The sequence below is a fragment of the Rahnella bruchi genome, assembly GCF_003614975.1.
GTDB classification, from domain to species: domain Bacteria; phylum Pseudomonadota; class Gammaproteobacteria; order Enterobacterales; family Enterobacteriaceae; genus Rahnella; species Rahnella bruchi.
The window spans coordinates 167227-187448 of the sequence record NZ_QZWI01000007.1 but is presented as its reverse complement, the minus strand read 5'-3'; the positions used below and the strand labels follow the sequence as shown (position 1 = coordinate 187448).

Annotated in this window: 15 protein-coding genes; 13 read left to right on the top strand and 2 right to left on the bottom strand. The window is 55.0% G+C overall.

All coding sequences use genetic code 11. The features are described from left to right. Window positions 1–86: 86 nt before the first annotated feature. Window positions 87–1094, bottom strand: coding sequence for a transcriptional regulator FtrA (gene ftrA, locus D5398_RS14260; RefSeq protein ID WP_244216768.1), 1008 nt, complete (start codon window positions 1092–1094; stop codon window positions 87–89). A gap of 114 nt (window positions 1095–1208) precedes the next feature. On the opposite strand from ftrA, the gene D5398_RS14255 reads away from it, so the two are divergent. The 13 genes from D5398_RS14255 to D5398_RS14195 all read left to right on the top strand — a co-directional run bounded on the left by D5398_RS14255 (window position 1209) and on the right by D5398_RS14195 (window position 15883). Next, window positions 1209–2675 (top strand): MFS transporter, encoded by a 1467-nt coding sequence (locus D5398_RS14255; RefSeq protein ID WP_120508220.1) that lies wholly within the window; start codon window positions 1209–1211, stop codon window positions 2673–2675. Then, a complete protein-coding gene (locus D5398_RS14250) occupies window positions 2672–2836 on the top strand; it encodes a hypothetical protein (RefSeq protein ID WP_244216767.1) in 165 nt (54 codons plus the stop codon). The genes D5398_RS14255 and D5398_RS14250 overlap by 4 nt, the downstream gene beginning before the upstream one ends. 127 nt (window positions 2837–2963) lie before the next feature. Continuing rightward, complete coding sequence (locus tag D5398_RS14245; protein WP_120508219.1) at window positions 2964–4658, top strand: methyl-accepting chemotaxis protein; 1695 nt, start codon at window positions 2964–2966, stop codon at window positions 4656–4658. A gap of 69 nt (window positions 4659–4727) precedes the next feature. Continuing rightward, on the top strand, window positions 4728–6398 hold the full coding sequence (locus tag D5398_RS14240; protein WP_120508218.1) for a methyl-accepting chemotaxis protein: 1671 nt from the start codon (window positions 4728–4730) through the stop codon (window positions 6396–6398). An 82-nt stretch (window positions 6399–6480) separates the two neighbouring features. Continuing rightward, window positions 6481–7353 carry a protein-glutamate O-methyltransferase CheR gene (gene cheR / locus D5398_RS14235; protein ID WP_120508217.1) on the top strand — a complete coding sequence of 291 codons (873 nt, stop codon included), beginning with the start codon at window positions 6481–6483 and terminating at the stop codon, window positions 7351–7353. Continuing rightward, window positions 7353–8402, top strand: coding sequence for a protein-glutamate methylesterase/protein-glutamine glutaminase (locus D5398_RS14230; protein WP_120131073.1), 1050 nt, complete (start codon window positions 7353–7355; stop codon window positions 8400–8402). The genes cheR and D5398_RS14230 overlap by 1 nt, the downstream gene beginning before the upstream one ends. Before the next feature lie 46 nt (window positions 8403–8448). Further along, entirely contained in the window at window positions 8449–8838 is a 390-nt protein-coding gene (gene cheY, locus D5398_RS14225) for a chemotaxis response regulator CheY (RefSeq protein WP_120131074.1), read from the top strand. A 10-nt stretch (window positions 8839–8848) separates the two neighbouring features. Beyond that, entirely contained in the window at window positions 8849–9493 is a 645-nt protein-coding gene (cheZ, locus tag D5398_RS14220; protein WP_112291593.1) for a protein phosphatase CheZ, read from the top strand. A 210-nt stretch (window positions 9494–9703) separates the two neighbouring features. Further along, complete coding sequence (gene flhB, locus D5398_RS14215) at window positions 9704–10858, top strand: flagellar biosynthesis protein FlhB (protein WP_120508216.1); 1155 nt, start codon at window positions 9704–9706, stop codon at window positions 10856–10858. Further along, window positions 10851–12935: a flagellar biosynthesis protein FlhA gene (gene flhA, locus D5398_RS14210; RefSeq protein ID WP_120508215.1), complete on the top strand. Its 2085-nt coding sequence runs from the start codon at window positions 10851–10853 to the stop codon at window positions 12933–12935. Before flhB ends, flhA begins: the two co-directional genes overlap by 8 nt. 1 nt (window position 12936) lies before the next feature. Then, entirely contained in the window at window positions 12937–13353 is a 417-nt protein-coding gene (locus D5398_RS14205) for a flagellar protein FlhE (RefSeq protein ID WP_120508214.1), read from the top strand. Between the two features lie 165 nt (window positions 13354–13518). Further along, the gene (locus D5398_RS14200) at window positions 13519–15096 is read left to right on the top strand and encodes an ABC transporter substrate-binding protein (protein ID WP_120508213.1); all 1578 of its coding nucleotides are present in this window, start codon (window positions 13519–13521) and stop codon (window positions 15094–15096) included. A gap of 118 nt (window positions 15097–15214) precedes the next feature. Further along, entirely contained in the window at window positions 15215–15883 is a 669-nt protein-coding gene (locus tag D5398_RS14195; protein ID WP_120508212.1) for a DUF998 domain-containing protein, read from the top strand. Window positions 15884–15943: 60 nt separating this feature from the next. Here the strand turns inward: D5398_RS14195 and putA are convergent, their stop codons facing one another. Beyond that, window positions 15944–19918: a trifunctional transcriptional regulator/proline dehydrogenase/L-glutamate gamma-semialdehyde dehydrogenase gene (gene putA, locus D5398_RS14190; RefSeq protein ID WP_120508211.1), complete on the bottom strand. Its 3975-nt coding sequence runs from the start codon at window positions 19916–19918 to the stop codon at window positions 15944–15946. Between the last annotated feature and the right edge of the window lie 304 nt (window positions 19919–20222).

Sequence of the window (20222 nt, the reverse complement as noted above, 5' to 3'; positions counted from 1 at the left end):
CCGTACAGGCAGCTTAGAAAATTGGTATAGGCCGATGCCTGTTGTTCTGGATGTTCACTGCCATACAGGCATCCCCGCCACCTATTTCATCCCACCAGATTTTTCCCAATAAACTCTTTCCGCCATTTAGTCGGGGTTGTTCCCAGCCGCTGACGGAAGTGGTGCCGCAGCGTTTCAGGTGATCCAAATCCTGCTTGTTCGGCTACGCGATCAACACTCAGTTTCCCGTTTTCCAGCAGGGCGCAGGCTTTTTCCAGCCTGACTCCCAGCATCCATTCGCCCGGCGTTGTGCCGGTGGCATCGTGAAAACGGCGCAAGAAAGTACGACGACTCATGCCTGCCTGTGTGGCGAGTTGCTCAATCACCAGCGGCGTATTGAGATGACTGCGCAAATCGTCCAGCATGGGGGCGAGCGTTTTGGTCTGATGACGCGGGACCGGTTGCTGGATAAGCTGCGCCTGATTTCCCTCGCGCAGCGGCGGTGTCACCATGCGGCGCGCCGTGCGGTTCGCAACTTCAATGCCGTAATCGCGTCGGATCAGATGCAGACACAAGTCGACGCCCGCCGCTCCCCCGGCAGAGGTGATGATGCTGCCTTCATCGACATATATCATGCCGTGCTCGACCTGAACGTTTGGAAATCTCTGCGCAAGTACATCGGTGCTGTTCCAGTGGGCGGTGGCGCGTTTGCCGTCCAGTAAACCGGCAGCGCCGAGCACGAAACTTCCCGCACAGATAGACACAATTCTCGTCCCGCTTTGATGCGCTTTTTGCAGTGCCGTAATCAGCCGTTCAGAAGCCGGTTCGTGGATGCTGCGCCAGCCGGGGATCACAATCGTTCCCGCGTCTTCCAGCAATTCCAGCCCACCATCAACCACCAGCCGGACACCGCCTTGTGCGCCAAAGGTTCCTTCTTCTGCTGACGCGACGGATAACTCGTAAAGCGGTTCTCCCGTCAGTTCATCGGCGCGACCAAAAGCTTCAACCGCAATGCCGAATTCAAAAGTGCACAGACATTCATAAGCCAGCAAAACCAGACGCCGGTTTTTCGGAGCATGGACAGAAGCCATCGCCGTCGTTTCAGCTTTAAGCATTAACATGAATCCTCATATTGGCATGATCTTGACGATACATGGCATCCGGCCTGATTTCTACAACGCGCGCAATCTTACATGCTGTCGTTCTCTGAACATTTGCAGGAATACGATATGAAGAACACCCTGGCACTGATGGCAGTTTGTCTGGCAGCCCTGATGTCCGGACTGGAAATCTCCAGCGTTCCGGTGATTTCGCCGGTACTTGAACAGCAGTTACATGCCAGCTTTCGTGAGCTGCAGTGGATTATGAATGCCTACACGCTGGCCTGTACGACGGTACTGATGGCAACCGGTACGCTGGCCGATCGTTATGGTCGCAAACGGGTATTTATTATCAGTATTGCCGCTTTCGGGTTGACCTCTCTGATGTGCGGTCTGGCGGGCAGCGCCGCCTGGCTGATTGCCGGACGCTTCCTGCAGGGACTGAGCGGCGGGGCAATGCTGACGTGTCTGATTGCGATTTTGTCGTCGCAATTCCCGCAAGGAAAAGCACGCAGTCAGGCATTTGCCGCATGGGGAATTACGTTCGGTTTCGGGCTGGGGTTTGGGCCGGTTATCGGCGGCATGTTGGTGACATGGATGAGCTGGCACTGGGTATTTCTGATCCACGTATTTATCGCCATCATCACGCTGATTCTGGCCCTGACCAACGTAGTGGAGTCAAGGGACATACAGGCGAAAAAGCTCGATGTGGGGGGGCTGCTGACGCTTTCTGCCACGGTGCTTGGCGCAACGTATCTGATCACGCAGGGAAGTGTTCTTGGCTGGAGCGGCACGCTGGCACGCATATTGTTGCTGCTGACTTTGCTAAGCGCATTGTTGTTTGTGGGGATAGAAAAACGGCATCCGCGCCCGATGTTTGATTTTTCAGTCTTTCGCATCCGGCCATTTTCCGGGGCGCTGATGGGGTCGGTTGGCATGAACTTCAGTTTCTGGCCACTGATGATTTATCTGCCGGTGTATTACCAGAGCGGGCTGGGCTATGACAGTTTTTCAACCGGCCTGGCATTACTGGCGTATACCTTGCCAACATTACTGTTGCCGCCGCTGGGTGAAAAGCTCACTTCACGGTTTGGTGCCGCACGTATTATTCCGTTGGGACTGTTTGCGATAGGAGCGGGGTTTATGCTGATGCAAATTGCGGTCAATTATCATCAAAGCCTGCTCCCCGGCGCATTACTGGCAGGCGCAGCGCTCGGCATGACCAACACTCCCGTCACCAATACGACAACGAGTTCGGTACCCGGCAGTCGCGCGGGCATGGCCTCGGGAATGGATATCAGTGCACGGCTGATTACGCTGGCTATCAACATTGCGCTGATGGGCAGTCTGCTTGTTACGGGTATAGCCGAAAGTTTGAAGAAAATAATACCTGGCGCGGCGGATCCTTATGCGCTGGCTGAGCGTATTGCCGGTGGAAGCGACGTGTCATTAGCGCATAGTCAGGTTGAACAGGTGCTGACAGAGGGATTTGCCGGAATTCTGATGTATGGCGGGATAGGTGTATGGATCCTCGCGCTGCTGAGTTATGGGTTGTTTAACGTAAGAGGGAGAGAACGAAAACTCGAAACCAATTGAAAAAAACGCCTTTCCCTGAAGGGCGTAAAATCGGCAACGATATCGATAAACTCAAAACCCTTTTCCAAATCGATAACACCACAGAATTACTTAAAGGCGTCGTGCTGACTATCCACAACGACCTGCTGGTAACCCTGACGCACAACGTATCGCGCTGTTGAAGCGTTTTGTCGCCACGGTTGCCTGCCCCCCGATTTCCCTGCGAAAAAATCCGATCCTCATCACATAAAGTTCCCGCACTTTCTGCCGATAACTGTTCCAGATAAATCCAATTCAAAAAGGAACAACATGTTTAACCGTATGAAAGTGGTCACGGGAATCGTGATCTTACTGGTGGTCTTCGGTGCTTTACAGTTGGTATCCGGAGGCTTGTTCTTTAAGTCTTTAAAGACAGATAAAGACAACTTCACGACTTCTCAGCAGATTCGTTTACAGCAGGCAGAATTCAATGCCAGCTGGATCTACCTGCTCCAGACCCGTAACACCTTAAACCGTGCGGGTATCCGTTTCATGCTCGACGCGAACCAGATGGGCAGCGGTGCCACGGTCAAAGAGCTGATTGATACGGCGACGAAAGATCTGCAAATCGCCGATCAGCATTTCGCCAATTATCAAAAAATCCCGGTAGATGCCAGCCAGAATCCACAGTACGCCGCGGATGCCAAAAAGCAGTATCAGGTGCTGCATGATGCGCTTTCTGAACTGATTGAGCTGATTGGTCTGGGGCGTATTAACGACTTCTTCGAACAACCTACGCAGCAATATCAGGACAACTTCGAAAAAGCGTTCGTGACCTATATCGACCAGAACGATCATCTCTACAACGATGCGGTGAAAGTGAGTGAAAACTCCTTCACGCATGCGATGTGGATGCTGGGTACGGTCCTGATTGTCTTACTGGTATTCATCATTCTGGCGTGGACCGGCGTGCAGCGCATCCTTATCCATCCTCTGAAAAATATCGTCGATACCATCCGCAAAATTGCAACCGGTGACCTCACGCACGAAATAGTCGTGAAAAGCCGTAATGAAATCGGCCAGCTTGCCGATAGTCTCAAGTACATGCAGGACGAACTGATCCGCACGGTATCCGGCGTACGTCACGGTGCCGATGCGATTTACAGTGGCGCGAGCGAAATCTCGGCGGGTAACAGTGATTTGTCTTCGCGTACCGAACAGCAGGCCTCTGCGTTGGAAGAAACTGCAGCCAGCATGGAGCAGCTGACCGCGACGGTGAAACAGAACGCCGAAAATGCCCGTCAGGCTAGCCAGCTGGCACTGAGCGCCTCAGAAACCGCGCAGAAGGGCGGCAAAGTGGTGGCTAACGTGGTTGATACCATGAATGACATCGCCAGCAGCTCGAAGAAAATCACCGACATTACCGGTGTTATCGACGGGATTGCCTTCCAGACCAACATTCTGGCGCTGAACGCCGCGGTCGAAGCCGCTCGTGCAGGCGAGCAGGGGCGTGGGTTTGCGGTCGTGGCCGGTGAAGTTCGTACCCTGGCGCAGCGCAGCGCGCAGGCAGCAAAAGAAATTAAAGGGCTGATTGATGATTCTGTCAGCCGCATTAATACCGGTTCAGTTCTGGCAGAAAGTGCTGGTGAAACTATGAATGACATGGTGAACGCCGTCACGCGTGTGACCGACATTATGGGCGAAATCACGTCGGCTTCTGATGAACAAAGCCGCGGGATCGAGCAGGTCGCACAAGCCATTACTGAAATGGATCGGGTGACGCAGCAGAACGCCTCACTGGTTGAAGAATCCGCTTCCGCTTCGGCGGCACTGGAAGAGCAGGCCAGCCTGCTGACGCAATCTGTGGCCGTGTTTACGCTGAGTCAGACCACAAATAACAACGTGCGTCAGAACCCGGCATCTTCGGCAAGACTGCCTCTGTTGACTCCGAACCTTTCAGGTTCTAAAGCCGGAAAAGGCGGAGCACAAAGTACAGATTTAACCGAAAACTGGGAAACCTTCTGAGCCACGTACATCGCATGCTTTATAGGCAAGATTGTGCCGGTCAGGGCCGGCACATAAAAGAGGTTATCCATGTTTAAGCACATCCGTGTGTCCACCTGCATGTTTTTGTTATTAGTCGTTTTTTTTGTGATGCAACTGGTGAGCAGCGGCTTGTCACTGTATACCGCCCACACGGATAAAACGAATTTTGAGCAGATATCCAACACCGCTGAGCAGCGTGATGCGCTCAGCCAGAGCTGGTCTTATCTGCTGCAAACCCGTAACACCCTGAACCGCGCGGCCACGCGTCTGGCACTGAAACAGCCTCAGGAAACTGTCACGCAACTGATGGCCGATGCGAAAAACAGCCTGAAAAGTGCTGAAGATTCTTACGCTGCATTCCTGGCTCTGCCGCGCAGAACTGAAAAGGCATCACAGCTGACCGCCGTTAACAAGGCCAGCTACGAAGCCCTGCACGGCATGTTGCAGGTGCTGATTGATTCGCTATCGCGTGGCGACATGGATGCGTTTCTCGCCAGCCCGACGCAAAAATATCAGGATCAGTTCCAGCAGGATGTCGGCAATTATGTCGCCTATGTCAGCGGTCGTTTCCAGCAGGCGCAGACCCAGACTGCGGCGTCTTATCAGAGTGTGATGATCAACACCACGGTAATCACCCTGTTGTTGCTGGCGCTGACAGCACTGGCGCTGATGGTTACCCGCCGGATCCTGTTCCGTCCGCTGACCACCATGCGTGCCCATTTTGACCGCATCGGCTCCGGCGATATCTCTGCGCCAATCGTCGTAGAAGGGCGCTATGAAATCAAAGTGATGCTCGAAAGCCTGCAACAAATGCAGACCTCGCTGGCAGAAACGGTGCGTACCGTTCGTCACGGGGCGGACACTATGTTTGCAGGCCTGAAAGGTATCGCAGCAGGCAACACCGATTTGTCTTCTCGTACCGAACAGCAGGCTTCGGCGCTGGAAGAAACGGCTGCCAGCATGGAACAGCTGACCGCCACGGTGAAACAGAATGCTGAGAACGCCCGTCAGGCAACTCAGCTGGCGCGTGATGCGTCGAATACCGCCGAAAAAGGCGGCGAACTGACCGGCAATGTGGTGAAAACCATGAATGACATTGCGGGCAGCTCGAAAAAAATCAGCGCAATTACCAGCGTCATTGATGGCATCGCATTCCAGACCAACATTCTGGCGCTGAACGCGGCTGTCGAAGCTGCCCGTGCGGGTGAGCAGGGCCGCGGATTTGCGGTTGTGGCCGGTGAAGTCCGCAGCCTTGCGCAGCGCAGTGCGCAGGCCGCCAAGGAAATTAAAGCGCTGATTGATGAGTCTGTCAGCCGCGTCAGCCAGGGTTCCGCGCTGGTGGAATCTGCCGGTAACACCATGGATGACATCGTTCGTGCCGTCACCCGCGTGACGGACATCATGGGTGAAATCGCCTCTGCGTCGGACGAACAGAGTCGCGGCATTGAGCAGGTTTCTATTGCCGTGACGCAGATGGATCAGGTGACACAGCAAAACGCCACGCTGGTTCAGCAGGCTGCCTCTTCCACACATACGCTGGAAGCTGAGTCTGAAAACCTGACCCGCGCGGTTTCGGTGTTCCGTCTTGCCACCGCCAATGGCGCATTGCCGCGCCATAACGGTCTGGCTCAGGGCTTTGCACCACGCCCGGTGGCTCAACCCGCGTTAATTGCAGCACCCGCGCGAGCAGGTTCTGCGGATAACTGGGAAACCTTCTGACAGGGTCGTCCGGATGAAGAGTCAGCGGATGAAGAGTAATTGGGTACCCGTAATACCACCTGTCCATTAATGGAGCTGCACCATGAATCAACCAGGCTCGCCAATGAGTGCTGATAACACTTCGATCATGGCTCAGATGATCCAGCGTTTACCGCTGTCAGATACCCATTTCCGCCGGATAAGTGAACTTATCTATCAGCGTGCGGGAATTGTACTGGCAGACCATAAGCGTGAAATGGTCTACAACCGCCTTGTCCGGCGGTTACGTATCCTCGGCCTGAATGACTTTGGCAGTTACATGGCGTTACTGGAAAGTGACAGCAACAGTCCGGAGTGGCAGGCATTTATTAATGCGCTGACTACCAACCTGACGGCGTTCTTTCGCGAAGCGCATCACTTTCCGATTCTGGCGGAACATGCCCGTTCACGCCCGAATAATTACAGTGTCTGGAGCACGGCGGCGTCGACCGGTGAGGAGCCTTATTCCATCGCCATGACGCTAAGCGAAGCGCTCGGTCCGCGCATGGCCAGCTGCCGTATTCAGGCCAGCGATATTGATACGCAGGTACTGGAGAAAGCCACGGCCGGTGTTTACCGGCTGGAAGAGCTGCGCACGCTCAGCCCGCAACAGTTACAGAAATTTTTCCTCAAAGGCACCGGCCCTCACAGCGGTCTGGTGCGGGTGCGTCCCGAGCTGGCGCAGATGGTGGCTTTCCAGCAACTGAATTTGCTGGCGAATCAGTGGCAGCTGAACGGTCCGTTTGATGCAATTTTCTGCCGTAATGTGATGATTTATTTCGATAAAGAAACACAGGAGAAAATTTTACGCCGATTTGTTCCGTTACTTAAACCGGGTGGCCTGATGTTTGCCGGACACTCCGAAAACTTCAGCCAAATCAGCCGGGAATTTTATTTGCGCGGCCAGACTGTCTACGGCCTCGCCAAGGAGAGGTAATGAATAAAATCAGAGTGTTGAGCGTCGATGATTCGGCGTTAATGCGTCAGCTGATGACTGAAATCATTAACAGCCATCCGGATATGGAAATGGTGGCGACCGCGCCGGATCCTCTGGTGGCGCGCGATCTCATCAAGAAATTCAATCCGGACGTGCTGACGCTGGATGTCGAAATGCCGCGCATGGACGGCCTGGATTTCCTGGAAAAGCTGATGCGTCTGCGCCCGATGCCGGTCGTTATGGTGTCGTCGCTGACCGGTAAAGGTTCAGAAATCACCCTGCGTGCGCTGGAACTGGGGGCGATTGATTTCGTTACCAAACCTCAGCTCGGGATCCGCGAAGGCATGCTGGCTTACAGCGAAATGATTGCCGACAAAATTCGCACCGCATCAAAAGCGCGTCTGAATAAAAGCGTGAATACCGAACAGCCGCGGATTCTCAGCCATACACCGTTGCTGAGCAGTGAAAAGCTGATTGCCATCGGGTCATCAACAGGTGGCACCGAGGCTATCCGCCACGTGCTGCAACCGCTGCCGCCGACGTGTCCGGCGTTGATGATTACACAACATATGCCACCGGGTTTTACCCGCTCGTTTGCGGAGCGTCTGAACAAGTTATGTCAGATAACCGTGAAAGAGGCCGAAGACGGCGAGCGCGTTTTGCCGGGGCATGCCTATATCGCACCGGGCGACCGGCATATGGAACTGGCGCGCAGCGGCGCCAACTATCAGGTTAAGTTGAACGACGGTCCGGCGGTGAATCGCCATCGCCCGTCGGTTGACGTGTTATTCCGTTCGGTGGCGCAGTTCGCCGGACGCAATGCCGTCGGGGTGATCCTGACGGGAATGGGCAATGACGGCGCCGCCGGCATGCTCGAGATGCACCGCGCAGGGGCTTACACCCTTGCACAAAACGAAGCCAGCTGTGTGGTTTTCGGTATGCCTCGTGAGGCTATCGCCACCGGCGGCGTAAACGAAGTGGTGGATCTTAGCCAAATCAGTCAGCGGATGCTGGCACAAATATCAGCCGGTCAGGCATTACGTATTTAATTTTTCAGCCTTGAGCTGGGTAGCAAACCTTAGGAGTAGATAAAACATGGCCGATCCAAATCTGAGATTCCTGGTAGTAGACGACTTCTCTACCATGCGTCGTATCGTACGCAACCTGCTGAAAGAGCTGGGCTTCAACAACGTTGAAGAAGCGGAAGACGGCGTTGATGCGCTAAACAAACTGCGTTCCGGCGGTTTTGACTTCGTGGTATCCGACTGGAACATGCCAAATATGGACGGTCTGGATCTGCTCAAAACCATCCGTGCTGATGGCGCACTGGCTAAATTACCGGTGCTGATGGTGACGGCAGAAGCGAAGAAAGAAAACATCGTTGCAGCCGCTCAGGCCGGTGCCAGTGGTTATGTTGTAAAACCATTTACCGCCGCCACGCTGGAAGAAAAGCTGGGCAAAATCTTCGAAAAACTGGGCATGTAGGAGCACACCTATGGCAGAGATACCAATGCCTGCAAATGATGCAGCAACCGCGGGCGATATTATCGCCCGCATTGGGCAACTGACCCGTATGTTGCGTGACAGTATGCGTGAACTTGGCCTGGATCAGGCCATTGCTCAGGCAGCCGAAGCGATCCCGGATGCCCGCGATCGTCTCGATTATGTGGTCACCATGACAGCGCAGGCCGCCGAGCGCGCCCTGAACTGTGTTGAAGCCGCGCAACCTCGTCAGAACAAACTTGAATCTGCCGCGAAGAAACTCGATAAGCGTTGGGATGAATGGTTTGAAAATCCGATTGAATTGTCGGATGCACGCGAACTGGTGACAGACACCCGCAGCTATCTGAAAGAAATCCCTGAGCACACCAGTTTCACCAATGCTCAGCTGATGGAAATCATGATGGCGCAGGACTTCCAGGATCTGACCGGTCAGGTGATCAAACGCATGATGACCGTGGTTCAGGAAATTGAAAATCAGCTGTTAATGGTGCTGATGGAAAATATCCCTGAACAACAGGTTAAGCAGAAACGCGAAACCGACAGCCTGCTCAACGGCCCGCAGCTTGACGCGAACGGCGTCGGCGTGGTCGCTTCACAAGAACAGGTAGACGACCTGCTGGACTCATTAGGTTTCTGATGTGTCCGGACGTGAGCAATAAGCACCTCTTCGTATCTTACTGAGGGGTGTTTTCCCTATCCGCAATTTCAATTCTGGTATTCATCTGCTGAATAGCCGCCTCTTTATATCGCTTTTCAATCCATCAGACTTCACCACTTTTGTCATGCTATCCCTGAAATTGTACCCGTTGTGTTTTGCACGCCGGGTAACTGCTGACAGGAACCGCCGGTGGCTGAAGAAAGCGATCTCGAAAAAAGTGAGGCCCCCACCGCACACAGGCTTGAAAAAGCACGTGAAGAAGGGCAAATCCCGCGTTCGCGCGAACTGACCTCCGTTCTGATGCTCGGGGGCGGTTTAACGCTGTTGTGGATGTCCGGCGAATCGATGGCGCGACAACTTGGCGTCATGATTTCTCAGGGGCTGAAATTCGATCACGGCATGGTCAGCGATGACCGTCAGGTTTTACAGCAGATGGCGACTTTACTTGGTCGCGCCGTCTGGGCGTTATTGCCGGTGATTGGCGGTCTGGTGCTGATCGCACTCGCGGCACCGTTACTGCTCGGCGGTCTGTTGTTCAGTGGCAAATCCTTTGAATTCAAATTCAGCCGCATGGATCCGATTGCCGGTTTCAAACGTTTATTTTCCGGACAGGTGCTGGCGGAGCTGCTGAAGGCCATCCTGAAAGCGTTACTGGTTGGCACCGTCGCCGGTTTGTATTTGTGGCATAAATGGCCGGACATGATGCGCCTTCTGGCGCAACCGACGATCCCAGCGCTCGGTGAAGCGCTGAATATGGTGGTGTTCTGCGGGCTGATGGTGGTACTCGGGCTGACGCCGATGGTCGGATTCGACGTGTTCTGGCAAATCTGGAGCAACCTGAAAAAGCTGCGCATGAGTAAGCAGGATATCCGCGACGAACATAAAAGTCAGGAAGGCGACCCGCACGTTAAGGGGCGTATTCGTCAGCAACAACGCGCCATGGCAAAACGCCGCATGATGGCCGATGTGCCGAAAGCCGACGTTATCGTCACCAACCCGACGCACTACGCGGTGGCGTTGCAGTACAGCGAAAACAAAATGAGTGCGCCGAAAGTTCTGGCGAAAGGTGCCGGAGAAGTGGCGCTGCGTATCAAAGAACTCGGTGCTGAACACAAAATTCCGATGCTGGAAGCGCCGCCTCTGGCGCGTGCACTTTACCGGCACAGTGACATTGGTCAGCAGATCCCGGCGGCACTATATGCAGCTGTGGCAGAAGTGCTGGCCTGGGTTTATCAGCTCAAACGCTGGAAGCGTGAAGGCGGACTGATCCCGAAAAAACCTCAACATTTGCCAGTGCCTGACGGCCTGGATTTTGCAGCAGGAGAGAGTGATACCCATGGCTAATCTGGCCGCGATACTGCGTTTACCCGCCAACTTTAAGTCCGGACAATGGCAGGTGCTGGCAGGTCCAATTCTTATCCTGATCATCCTGTCGATGATGGTGCTGCCGTTGCCACCGTTTATCCTCGACTTGCTGTTTACCTTCAACATCGCACTTTCCATCATGGTGCTGCTGGTGGCGATGTTCACCCAGCGTACTCTGGATTTCGCTGCTTTCCCGACCATTCTGCTGTTCTCAACCTTACTGCGGTTGTCGCTGAACGTGGCTTCGACGCGTGTGATCTTAATGGAAGGTCACACCGGCGGCGCGGCGGCAGGGCGGGTCATCGAAGCCTTCGGCCACTTCCTGGTCGGCGGCAACTTCGCCATCGGTATCGTGGTGTTTATTATCCTGGTGCTGATTAACTTCATGGTTATCACCAAAGGTGCCGGGCGTATCGCCGAAGTGGGCGCGCGTTTCGTACTCGACGGGATGCCCGGTAAACAGATGGCAATCGACGCGGATCTTAACGCCGGACTGATTGGTGAAGACGAAGCGAAAAAGCGCCGCAGCGAAGTCACGCAGGAAGCGGACTTCTATGGTTCGATGGACGGTGCGAGTAAATTTGTACGTGGTGACGCTGTTGCCGGTCTGATGATCATGATCATCAACGTCGTCGGCGGCCTGCTGGTTGGTGTATTGCAGCACGGTATGGATCTCGGTCATGCCGCTGAAAGTTACACCCTGCTGACCATCGGTGACGGTCTGGTCGCGCAGATCCCTGCGCTGGTTATCTCCACCGCTGCCGGTGTTATCGTGACGCGCGTCGGGACTAATGAAGACGTCGGCGAGCAAATGGTGACCCAGCTTTTCCGCAACCCGCGCGTGATGATGCTGAGTGCCGGTGTTCTGGGCTTACTCGGTATGGTTCCGGGGATGCCAAACCTGGTATTCCTGATGTTCACTGCCGGTCTGTTGGGGCTGGCGTGGTGGACACGCGGTCAGGAGCAGAAAAAACCTGCGGAGAAAGAAGACATTCCGGCTACGGCTGACAGCGGCAAACAGATGGTTGAAGCCAGCTGGCAGGACGTGCAGCTCGAAGACCCGCTGGGCATGGAAGTGGGTTACCGCCTGATCCCGATGGTGGATTTTGCTCAGAACGGTGAGCTGCTCGGACGTATCCGCAGCATCCGTAAGAAATTCGCGCAGGAAATGGGCTATCTGCCGCCGGTGATTCATATCCGCGACAACCTCGAATTACCGCCTGCGGGCTACCGTATTCTGATGAAAGGTGTGGAAATCGGCACCGGTACGGCACATCCGGGGCGCTGGATGGCGATTAACCCTGGCAGCGCGATTGGTGAACTGCCGGGCGAACCGACGGTGGATCCGGCATTCGGACTGGCGGCGGTGTGGATTGAACCGGCCATGCGCGAGCAGGCTCAAATTCAGGGCTTCACCGTGGTGGAAGCCAGTACCGTGGTCGCGACGCACCTCAATCACCTGATCAGCCTGCATGCCAGAGAACTGTTTGGCCGTCAGGAAACGCAGGAACTGATGGAGCGCGTTACCAAGGAAATGCCGAAGCTGACGGATGACTTCATTCCTGGCGTCATTTCCCTGACCAACATGCACAAGGTGTTGCAGAATTTGCTCGCGGAGCGGGTCTCGATCCGCGACATGCGTACCATCGTCGAAACACTGGCGGAGTACGCACCGAATCAGCCGGATCCGAACGAACTGACCTCCGTGGTCCGCGTGGCCCTGGGCAGGGCGATCACGCAGCAATGGTTCCCCGGCAATGGCGAAGTGCAGGTCATCGGCCTCGATACCTCGCTGGAACGTCTGCTGCTCCAGGCATTGCAAAGTGGTGGCGGCCTCGAGCCCGGTCTGGCAGACCGCTTGCTGACGCAATCTGAAGCCGCGTTGCAACGTCAGGATATGCTCGGCGCGCCGCCGGTTCTGTTGGTGAATCACGCGCTGCGTCCGCTGTTGTCGCGCTTCCTGCGCCGCTCGTTGCCAAATATCGTGGTGATGTCGAATCTGGAAATGACCGACAGCCGTCAGATCCGCATGACTGCTACCATCGGCGGCGAATAATATGCGCCGCGTGGTGATAATGCTGCTGGGCAGCCTGAGTCTGTCTGCGATGGCTGCAACAGGCTCATGGTCTGACACCCGCCACGGCGTCACGCTGCAAAATCGTGGCGTGATGATGTCATCGGCGGCACTGGCAGCGACGAATTCCGCACCGGTCAGACAGCGGACTTCTGCGACCATCACCAGCATCAGTTGGAAGGTTGAATTGCTCGGCGCAAGACCGGCGGGATTGCAGGTGCAGTTATGTAATACGCAGAATCACTGTGTTGCACTGGATGCCGAGGGCGGAATGACGAAATCATTTTATGGTCAGGCCGCGATTTCCCCGCTGAGATTTGTGTATTTCGTGCCCGGTGCGGGCGCGCTAAATACGCCGCTGCGGGTAGTCAGTAATCAGGTGATTGTGAACTATCAGTAAGGCAAGGCGCATTCCGGTGCGCCCCACACCCCATTCGTGTCATTCCCCATTCCCGCCTCTTAATCTATTTTCCTGAAATACATAGCGTTATTTCATGGTTCTGGCTGTGCCGCCGACACTCTACACTCGAAAAAATTGCCTTTTCACCTGTGGAGTATGACCTCAATGAAAGTCCGTGTTCCTTCCCTGTTATTTTTGCTCATGATGGCGGTCACCCGCGTGGACGCCGCAACGCCCGCCGATACGCTGGTGGTGGCCGGTTCGCTCGAAGGTATTATCAGCCTGGATCCGGCTGAAAGTTTTGAAACGGTCAGTTCCGGCAATCTGGTGAATCTGTATCAGCAACTGGTGGCTTCTGACCGCCAGCACCCGGATAAACTGGGTCCCGATGCTGCCGCCAGCTGGCAGCCGGGGCCGGACGGTCATAGCCTGATTTTCACCCTTAAACCCGGCCAGAAATTTGCCAGCGGCAATCCGCTGACCGCAGATGACGTCATTTACTCCTTTACCCGCGTGGTCAAACTCAATAAAAGCCCGTCATTTATTCTGGGAGAACTGGGTTGGACGCCGGAAAACGTCGACGGAAACCTGAAAAAACTGAGTGATGATAAGGTGCAGCTTAGCTGGCCTGCGGATATCGGCAGCGGCTTAGTGCTGAGTATCTTATCCGCGCCCGTCGCCGGAATAGTTGACAGCAAACTGCTGAAAGAACATGTCGAGCAGAACGATTTCGGTAACAGCTGGCTGCGTTCACGCTCGGCAGGAAGCGGTGCGTTTGAAGTGCGTAATTATGTGCCGCATGAAGCCTTAATCTTTAAACGTAATCAGAACGCTAAACCTTTAGCAAAACTGGAGAACGTACTCTTTAAAAACGTCGGCGACCCGTCCACCCGCCGGTTACTGGTGCTTAATGGTGATGCTGACGTGGCGTATGACCTGGGTGCAGACCAGTTCAGCTCGCTGCAAAAAGAGAAAGGCGTGCATGTGGCGCAGTTCCCGGCGGCAAAAGTGTTCTATCTGGCGTTTAACGTCGGCGACACCACACAACCGGCACTGGCGAATCCGGCGTTATGGGAAGCGGCACGCTGGCTGGTGGATTATCAGGGGATTTCGACTGATCTGCTCAAAGGGCAGTACGGCATCCATCAGACATTCCTGCCTGACGGTCTGGCCGGTGCGATTGACGACCAGCCATTCAAATACGATGTGGCGAAAGCCAAAACCATTCTCAGCAAAGGGGGGATCGCGCCGGGCACTAAAATTGATTTAATCGTCATTAACCAGCCGCCATATTCTGATATCGCGCAGGCATTACAGGCCAGTTTTGCTAAAGCCGACATCAATTTAGTCGTGCATCCGTTGGTGGAAAGCGATGTGCTGACCCGTATGCGGGCGCACAAATTCCAGTCCATCTTCACCTACTGGGGTGCGGATTATCTGGATCCGAATACCAACGCCAGCACTTTTGCGTATAACGTGCCGAATGGCCCGAAAACGCTGGCTCAGCGTATTCAGTGGGTTATTCCTGAAATCAGCAAACAGACGCGAGCCGCAGCCGCAGAATCCGATCCGGAAAAACGCAAAGCGCTGTATGCCGATTTACAACGTGAGCTGCAAAAAAGTTCGCCATTCGTGGTGGCGTTGCAAAGCAAATTGCTGGTGGCAATCCGTGACAACGTGAAGGGGGCGAGCCAGAACGTGGCGGGCAGTCAGCTGTATCTTGATACGGTGAGTAAGGAGTAACCTCCGGCCAGTCCCGATGGGTTCCGACATTCACATGCGCAGGGAGGACACTTGTCCTCCCTCTTTTATCGTGTAATTTCCGCTACTATTACTTCACCGCGATATCACTAAGACTCTCATGCACATCTCATCTGAAAAGCAGAAAACGTCATCTGAAGGGCATAAAACCGGGGCGCTGTGTTTCGCCGCGGGCGGGATGATTTATTTGCTGGCCGAAAATATCAGCGCGTCCGGCTGGCGCAGTCCGGCTTATTCCTGGCTGCATAATTACATCAGTGATTTGGGTATCGCGTCCTGCGATGCGACGCCTGACGGCAGAGATATTTGTTCGCCCCTGCACAATGTGATGAACGCCGGTTTCGCAGCAGAAGGCATATTATTTTTTCTGGCCTGCTGGTTATTACGTCCCGTTTTTAAAGGGCAGGGAGAACGCGCGTTTGTATTATTCGGTCTGCTGCATGGGCTCGGCGGCGTGATGATCGCTGCTTTTCACAGTGGCGGAGGAACGGGCGGAATTACGGTTCATCAGACCGGCGCAGTGCTGGCGATTGCGGGTGGAAATCTGTGTTTACTGTCGGCGGGATGGATAAAACGTCAGCAAGATGGCTGGCGGGGATTTGCGCTTCTGAGTCTGATTCTGGGCAGTCTCGGACTCATCAGCATGGTGACTATCTCGTTGGATGTTTTACCGGTCGGACTCATCGAGCGTCTTTCGGTCTACACCATCACCGGCTGGCAAATCGGCACCGGAATATGGCTCGGCAATAAAACCGAAAGGACTTGTTAAGCTTTCATTCGTAAAAATCGTGCTCCCTCCGCGATAATTTGCACAAGGAGCACGTCAGACTTAGCCGATCGTCATCAGGCTCGCGTTCCCGCCCGCCGCAGCGGTGTTCACGCTTAATGAACGCTCATGCAGCAGACGTTCCAGCAGGATGTTGTCCTCACCGCGTGCAAAACCCTGCACCGAGATAATCGCGCCGGAACGCTGGGCGATGGTCTGACACAGTTCGCGCAGCTGATCGGCGTCACCGTGATAAATCACCGCATCGAATACCGGTTCTGCATTCTGCCAGTCCTGAGTGAAATCAACGCGTTCCTGCACGGCTTTTGGCAGCAGGTTAAACAGATCACGTTGCAATGGCGCTTCCGGCCACATAATGCGGCAACCGGTGGCGGTAACTGCCGCCAGCTGAGTCAGCGCATCTTCCTGATTATCGGCCAGCGCCAGAACACGTTCGCGCGGGAGCAATGCGTAAGTGTTGCGCTCGCCGGTCGGCCCCGGCAGGGTACGCAATGTGCCGCCCTGACTGGTCTGAGCGAAACGCTCGCAAACTGCCACCAGCTCCTCGCGATGTTTCTGCTCCGTGGCCCATTTTTGCAGCGCGCGGTGCGGTGCCAGCAGGGCTTCACGCACGGACGTATCCAGCGGCAGTTCACTGTCCTGGCGCAGCAATGTTTGCTGCACGGCATCCTGCGGACGGCTGCTCAGCAGGCGATAAAGATACAGCGGGCCACCGGCTTTTGGTCCGGTCCCGGATAAACCTTCGCCACCGAACGGCTGCACACCAACCACCGCACCGACCATGTTGCGGTTCACGTACATATTACCGACGTGCGCCTGTTGCGTGACACGATGAATGGTTTCATCGATGCGGGTATGAATACCCAGCGTCAGGCCATAACCGGCCGCATTAATCTGACCGATCAGCTTATCCAGATCCTGACGGGCATAACGCACCACGTGCAACACCGGCCCGAAGATCTCTTTCTTCATCTCATCAAAGCTATCAAGTTCGATAAGCGTAGGTTTCACAAAAGTGCCGTGAGCCCATTCCTGCTGATCGGCGGTGAATTCCTGCGTCGCCTGATATACGGTGCGGCCTTTGGCGCGCATATCATCGATGTGTTTTTCGATGCCCGCTTTGGCTTCGGCGTCGATCACCGGCCCGATATCGGTACACAGGCGTTCAGGATTACCCATGCGACATTCCGCCATGGCACCGCGCAGCATTTGCAGCGTGTGATCGGCCACATCGTCCTGAATACACAACACGCGCAGGGCGGAACAACGCTGACCGGCACTGTCGAAAGCTGATGCGACCACATCCGTTACCACCTGTTCGGTCAGTGCGGAGGAATCGACAATCATCGCGTTCAAACCGCCGGTTTCCGCGATAAGCGGCGTCGGGCGCCCTTGCGGATCCAGACGTCCTGCTATATTGCGTTGCAGAATACCCGCAACATCCGTCGAGCCGGTAAACAGCACGCCACGCACGCGTTCGTCATTCACCAGCTGTGAACCGACCGTTTCACCCTGACCCGGCAGCAACTGCAATACGCCAGCCGGAACACCGGCTTCATGCAGAATACCCACGGCTAATGCCGCAATCAGCGGCGTTTGTTCCGCAGGTTTTGCCAGGACGCTGTTACCGGCGGCAAGCGCGGCAGCAATCTGACCGGTGAAAATGGCCAGCGGGAAGTTCCACGGGCTGATACACACCACCGGCCCTAGCGGACGGTGCGTGTCGTTGGCGAAATCTTCACGGATCTGACCGGCGTAATAATGCAGGAAGTCCACGGCTTCACGCACTTCGGCGATGGCGTTATTAAACGTCTTTCCGGCTTCGCGCACCAGCACGCCTAGAAGGTTTTGCAACTGCGCTTCCATCAATTCTGCACCGCGTTGCAGGATTGCGGCACGCTCTTCGGGAGGCGTCGCAAACCAGATAGCCCCGGCGGCGGCAGAAGCGTCCAGCGCACGGCTGATTTCAGCTTGCGTTGCTTCGCGGACATACCCGACGATATCGTTGCTTTGTGCCGGGTTAATCACCGGCAGGAACTCACCGTCGTCAGTCTGAGCATCAATAATCGGTTGTGCTTTTACCGGATGGGTGGCGCTTTGCAGCAGGGCGCTGGAAAGGGAAGCCAGACGGTGCTCGCTGGACATATCCAGACCGGAGGAATTCACGCGCTTGTCACCGTACAAGTTACGCGGCAGGGCGATACGCGGATGCGGCAATCCGACCTGACCTTCGCTGGCGGCCAGCGCTTCGACAGCCAGAACCGGATCGGCAACCAGTTCTTCGATTGGCAATGTGGCATCGGCGATACGGTTAACGAATGAGGTGTTCGCGCCGTTTTCCAGCAGGCGGCGGACCAGATATGCCAGCAGCGTTTCGTGCGTGCCGACCGGTGCATAAATACGGCAAGGGCGGTTCAGTTTTCCTTCGGAAATCTTGCCGACAACCTGCTCGTACAGCGGTTCACCCATGCCGTGCAGGCACTGGAACTCGTACTGACCGGGATAATAGTTATTGCCGGCCAGCTGATAAATAGCGGCAACGGTATGGGCATTATGCGTCGCGAACTGCGGGTAAATCAGGTTCGGCACCGCCAGCAGTTTGCGGGCGCAGGCCAGATAAGAAACGTCGGTGTAAACCTTGCGGGTATACACCGGATAATCTTCCAGTCCTTCCACCTGCGCGCGCTTGATTTCGCTGTCCCAGTACGCGCCTTTCACCAGACGGATCATCAGGCGACGGCGGCTGCGTTGCGCCAGATTAGTCAGGTAATCAATCACCATCGGGCAGCGCTTCTGGTAAGCCTGTATCACGAAACCGATGCCATTCCAGCCCGCCAGTTCCGGTTCGAAGCAGAGTTTTTCCAGCAGGTCGAGAGAGATTTCCAGACGATCCGCTTCTTCAGCGTCAATGTTAATGCCGATATCGTAACTGCGCGCCAGCAACGTCAGGGAAAGCAGGCGCGGGTATAATTCTTCCATCACACGTTCGTATTGCGCCCGGCTGTAACGCGGATGCAGGGCGGAAAGTTTGATGGAAATACCGGGGCCTTCATAAATCCCGCGACCATTAGAGGCTTTGCCGATCGCGTTGATCGCCTGCTGATACGACTGCAAATACGCCTGCGCATCTTTTTCGGTCAGCGCCGCTTCACCCAGCATGTCGTAGGAATAGCGGAACCCTTTTTCTTCGTGCTTGCGGGCGTTCGCCAGCGCTTCTGCGATGGTTTCGCCGGTCACGAACTGTTCACCCATCAGACGCATCGCCATATCGACGCCTTTGCGGATCAGCGGTTCGCCACTTTTACCGATAATACGGTTCAGAGATTTCGACAGGCTGGCTTCGTTATGTGTCGATACCAGTTTACCGGTGAACAGCAAACCCCATGTAGCGGCATTGACGAACAATGAAGGACTGCGGCCCAGATGTGAATGCCAGTTACCGTTGCTGATTTTGTCGCGGATTAATGCGTCACGCGTTGGTTTATCAGGAATACGCAGCAGCGCTTCGGCCAGACACATCAGCGCCACGCCTTCCTGCGAGGAAAGGGAGAACTCCTGCAACAGGCTTTGCACCATACCGGCGCGGCCATTTGCACTCTTCTGGTTACGCAGTTTAGTGGCGATATCAGCGGCCAGTTTCAGCGCAGCTTCGCCGAGCGGGGCCGGTAAACGAGCCTGCTCGAGCAGCATGGATACGGCTTCAGGCTCAGGGCGACGATAGGCGGCAGTAATAGCGGAACGGCTGACCGACTGCGGCAAAATCTGCTCGGCAAAATCAAGGAATGGCTGGTGCATTTCCTGAACCGCCGGTAATGCGGCATCTTCGCTTTCGCCAGCGGCAGCGCCGTTCAGCGCCGGAATTTCCGGCAGCGCATCGCCATTTTCCAGACGTTCCAGATAGGAAAAAATCGCCTGCTTAATCAGCCAGTGCGGCGTGCGGTCAATTTTGTGCGCCGCCTCTTTTAGCCTGTCGCGTGTGCCTTCATCCAGCTTCACGCCCATCGTTGTCATACCCATGCGCAACCACTCCATATGAAAAGGTTCAGGTGAATTCATTATCTTTATGGCAAGCAATATCTTCTATGTTGCAACCTTGTGCAACCCTGTTAATGCAGGAAGTATGCCTGATGTGATTTATCTGGCATTTTTAACAAACGGTGACGCCTGAAAAAGCAATTTTTAGCGGATAACACTACAGACAGGAGGGTTGTGGCGGGTGCAACTGACGAAGTTGCAACGTGCAACCCGGATACACGATAACTGTGATGAAGCGTGAGTTTTAGGTATCAAAATTGTTAAAACAATTGAAATGCCGCCGCTG